We start from the raw sequence: 4,239 nt of genomic DNA, 5'->3' as shown, positions 1-4,239 counted from the left end.
CTTGAGGTGCTAGTGCCCTTATTGGGCATGGGGGTTCAAGTCCCCCCTCGGACACCACGCGACGAAGGCCCCGAACCACACAGGTTCGGGGCCTTTCGCGTGGGCCGCGGACGGGCCGATCAGGCGGCGAAGGCGTCGACCGCGGTCTGGACGTCGGCCAGCAGGGGGTCCAGCCGGAGGGCAGCCTCGGTCGTGACGGCGCCCGAGTTGACGAGCTTGTCGTACTCCTCCACGAGCTTGTCGGTCTCTGCCGAGGTCTTGACCGGATCGTCTTCTCGAACGCCCTGGCGGATGTCACGGACGATGTCGTCGAGGACCTTGGCGCTGTCTGCGTCGAGCACTCCCCCGCGCTGGAGCGCTCCGACCTCGTCGGAGAAGGCCGAGAGCGCGCTCGTGACCTCCGCACCCAGATCGGGCTCAGGGGTGGGCGAGGGCGCCTCGGTCGTGGGTGTCGGCGTCGGGGTGGGACTTGCCGCCTCTGTGGTCGGCGGGGGGCTCGTCGAGGGCGGCGCCGTCGTGACCGCAGAGGTCGAGACCGACGGGGTCGCGGCGGGGGTCCCGGTGTCGTCGCCACGCATGAACTGCCAGAGCAGCAGGCCAAGGGCTGCCGCGGCGACCAGGGCGAGCACCCAGGTGAGGGCTCCCGGTCCGACACGCTCGGGCTCGACGTCGCGTGGGGGGTCGCTCGGGGGCAGGGGAACCGGCACAGGGGCAGGGGCAGGGGGCGTCATCCGCTGGGTCGCTGCGGTGCCTCCAGCGGACATCGCCCTCGTGGCGAAGAGCGACTCGCCCTCCTCCAGCGCGACCGCCACCAGAGCAGCGCTCTCGGGGCGCTGGTCGGGCTGCTTGGCGAGCAGGTCGTGGACGAGGTCGGCCAACCAGTCGGGGGTGTCAGGGCGCAGGTCCCGCACGTCGGGAACGAGGTCGTTGGCGTGCATCATCATCGTGGCGACCGGGGTGGGGCCGCGGAACGGTGGCTGACCGGCCAACATGGCGTACAGGACGCAGCCGAGCGCGTACAGGTCGGCGCGGCCGTCGACCCGGCCACCCAGAGCCTGCTCGGGAGCGAGGTACTCGGCGGTGCCCATGACCGTGTGCGTCGCCGTGAGGGACTGGGAGCCGGTGGACTCGGCGAGCTGGGTGATCCCGAAGTCCAGCACGCGAACACGGCCGTCGGCGGCGTAGGCGATGTTGCCGGGCTTGATGTCGCGGTGCACGAGTCCCCGGGCGTGGGCGGCCTCCAACGCTGCGGCGACCTGGCGCCCGACCTCGACGACCTCGTCGACGGGCACGGGGCCAGCGGCGATGCGCTCGGCCAGGCTCGGCCCGGGCAGCAGCTCCATGACGAGGTAGGCGGTGTGGTCCTCCACCCCGCTGTCGTGGACCGTCACGACTCCCTCGTGGCTCAGGCCCGCGGTTGCCCGCGCCTCGCGTTCGAAGCGGGCCGCCCCGGACTCGTCGGGAACGGTGCGCAGGTCGATGAGCTTGATCGCGACCTGGCGGCCCAACACCGAGTCGGTGCCGCGCCACACCTCGCCCATTCCGCCGCGACCGATCCGCTCCTCGAGGACGTACCGGCCCGCGAGACGACGCTGCTCGTTGCTCATCACCCCAACCTAGTGGCACTCCCGTAGCCTGTGCGGGTGCTCGAGTCCGTGACCGCGACCCGCTTCGTCGTGCCGCTGCGTGAGGGGGGCTCCCTCCCCGGACTGGTCGAGGCCGACGACCTCGGCACCTACGTCGTGAAGTTCACCGGCGCCGGTCAGGGGCGCAAGGTCCTCGTCGCAGAGGTCATCGTCGGTGAGCTGGCGCGCCGACTCGACATCCCCACGCCCCGTCTGGCCGTGGTCGACCTCCCCAGCGCCATCGCGCGGTACGAGGCCGATGAGGAGGTCCAGGACCTGCTCAACGCCAGCCCGGGACTCAACCTCGGGGTCGACTTCCTGCCCGGTTCCTTCGGGTACGACGGGTCGCGCCCGCCGGGTGCCGTGGATGCCGGTTCGGTGCTGTGGCTGGATGCGTTCACGGCGAACGTCGACCGGACCTGGGCCAACCCGAACCTGCTGGTCTGGCACGGCCGCACGTGGGCGATAGACCACGGAGCGACGTTGTGGTTCCACCACTCGTGGCCCAGCCGTCCGCCGGATGCCGCACGCTTCGCCAGCCAACCGTTCGATCCCAGCGGGCACGTGCTGGCCGGGGTCGCGGAACCGCTCGCCTCGGCCCACGAGCGCCTGACGCCGCTGGTGACGCCCGAGCTCGTTCGGGAAGTCGTGGACCTCGTCCCGTCCATCTGGATCGAGACGACGTCGAGCCTCCCGGACGAGGATGCCGTGCGCTCCGCGTACGTGGAGCACCTCACCGCCCGCCTCGCCAACCCCGGGCCGTGGGTGGGTGCGTCATGAGCCACCCGTACCAGTACGCGGTGCTGCGGTTCGTGCCTCGCGTTGACCGGGGCGAGTGCCTCAACGTCGGTGTCGTCGTGCATTCTCAGTCGGCCGGCGTGCTGCGGTGTGCCTTCCACCTCGACGAGCCGCGCATCGTGGCGTTTGCCCCAGACGCTGATCTCGACGGACTGCGCCGGTCCCTCGAGGCCGTGGGGACGATGTGCGATCGCCCCCCAGCTGATGTGGGCGGCACCTTGTCGACGCCGGGCAAACGCTTCGGCTGGATCACCGCGCCACGCTCGACCGTGCTCCAACCGGGGCCGGTCCACGGCGGATGCGTCCTCGACCCCGCGGCCGAGGTCGACCGACTCCTCGACCGTCTCGTGAAGTAGCCGGCAGCACGCCCAGGCCAGCCGAGTGCCCGCTCGGCATCGTGCTGGCCTCACGCCGAGACCAGACGGTCGATGTGGGCTCGTTCCAGTGGTGAGGCGCGGGGTCGTTTTCGCTCTCGTGGTCGTCGCCGCTCGCGGGGTCGTGGCGGCACGCCCGCTGGTCGCATGTGGGCTGCGGGTCTGTCGGGGTGTTCGTCGGTGTGGGTTGCGGGTTGCCAGCCCCAGCCGGTGAGCGGGGGTGCGGTGGAGTGGTAGGTGTGGCCGGTGGGGGTGGTGAAGGCAAGCTGTCGGGGGTGACCGGGGGTGAGGCCGGTGTGTTGGAGATCGACTCGCCAGCCGGGTGCTTCTTTGACGTGGTTGCAGCGGGCGCAGTCGCCTGAGCCGTTGGTGTAGGTGGTGGGGCCGCCGTCGCGGACGGGGTGGGCGTGGTCGGCGTGCACGATGGGGGCGTTGCACCAGGGGGTGGCGCAGACGTCGTCCCTGAGGATGAGCATGCGGCGTAGGAGCCCGGTGAAGGTGCGGCGGCGGGAGTCCATGGCGACGAGGTCGCGCCCATCGGGGGTGGTGAACAGCCGCCGCAGCCACACCGAGCCGTGGTCGTTGCGGAGCCAGGTTCGGGCGATGGGGGCGGGGAGAGGTCCGTGACCGGGGATGCGGGCGGGTTCGTTGATGTCGCGGGTGGGGTCGCCGACTCCGAGCAGGGCGCGGTCGGTGATGACGAGGTTGACCTCGACGGGTTGGGTCTGCCCGATGGCACGGCCGGAGAGGAGCTGTAGGGCGGTGTCGGCCATGACTGCGCCGACCCCGCGTCCGTCGGGGGTTTCGTCGGGGCACTGCCCACCGACCACGCTCTTGGCGCGGGCTTGGAGGCAGGCGTAGGCGCCGACGATGTCCTTGAGGGGGCCCAGGATGCTCAGGTAGGCCATGCCGTCTGGGGCGGGGCGGGTGGTGACCCGGCGGGAGCGCACGGCGGCCTCCATCCGGCGCACCACGGAGGCGGCGTCGAGCTCGGCGGCGACCCGGGCTGCTGCGCGGGCGACCCCCTGCACTCCGAGGCTGCCCAGGACGGGTCCGAGGCGGGTGTCGACCTCGGCACGGTCGGCCGCGGACAGGCAGGCGGTGGCCTGGGCCATCACGACCGCGTGGCGTTCGGTGATGGCCCCGGTGGTCAGGGCGGTCATGGTGTGGGGCATCTCGTGCACCAGGGCGCGGGAGAGCCCGACGAACCGGTCGCCCAGCGTGGGTGGTTCGCGCCGGGCCAGGGCGATCTGGGACCCGACCGAGCGGGCACTGTCCTGCGGGCGGGTGTGTTCCTGCGAACAGCGGAACGCGTCCGTGGCCCGGGCCTGCGCCGCTGAGGCCGCTCCCTTGACGCTCTCAAGGGAGGTGAGAAGGCTGATGCGCTCTGCATCCGTGAGTTCGTGGACGTCCACTGTCGCGAGCCACGTCCGAAACTCCTC

General features: G+C 71.7%; 4 protein-coding genes. 2 read left to right on the top strand and 2 right to left on the bottom strand.

The genetic code is table 11. The annotated features are described in order from the left end of the window. Positions 1 to 119: 119 nt before the first annotated feature. The gene (locus PLL68_RS12650) at positions 120 to 1,607 is read right to left on the bottom strand and encodes a serine/threonine-protein kinase (RefSeq protein ID WP_324534610.1); all 1,488 of its coding nucleotides are present in this window, start codon (positions 1,605 to 1,607) and stop codon (positions 120 to 122) included. 36 nt (positions 1,608 to 1,643) lie between these two features. Between PLL68_RS12650 and PLL68_RS12645 the strand changes: the two genes are divergently transcribed. Then, positions 1,644 to 2,405, top strand: coding sequence for a HipA family kinase (locus PLL68_RS12645; RefSeq protein WP_324534608.1), 762 nt, complete (start codon positions 1,644 to 1,646; stop codon positions 2,403 to 2,405). Then, the gene (locus PLL68_RS12640) at positions 2,402 to 2,779 is read left to right on the top strand and encodes a DUF3037 domain-containing protein (protein ID WP_324534606.1); all 378 of its coding nucleotides are present in this window, start codon (positions 2,402 to 2,404) and stop codon (positions 2,777 to 2,779) included. Before PLL68_RS12645 ends, PLL68_RS12640 begins: the two co-directional genes overlap by 4 nt. Before the next feature lie 50 nt (positions 2,780 to 2,829). On the opposite strand, the gene PLL68_RS12635 is transcribed toward PLL68_RS12640, so the two are convergent. Beyond that, positions 2,830 to 4,239, bottom strand: a 1,410-nt coding sequence (locus PLL68_RS12635; protein ID WP_324534604.1) for an HNH endonuclease signature motif containing protein, incomplete at its 5' end; no start/stop codon positions are given.

It is taken from the genome of Ornithinibacter sp. (genome assembly GCF_035443565.1).
Taxonomy (GTDB): Bacteria; Actinomycetota; Actinomycetes; order Actinomycetales; family Dermatophilaceae; genus Fodinibacter.
This window is presented reverse-complemented; position numbering and strand designations above follow the sequence as displayed.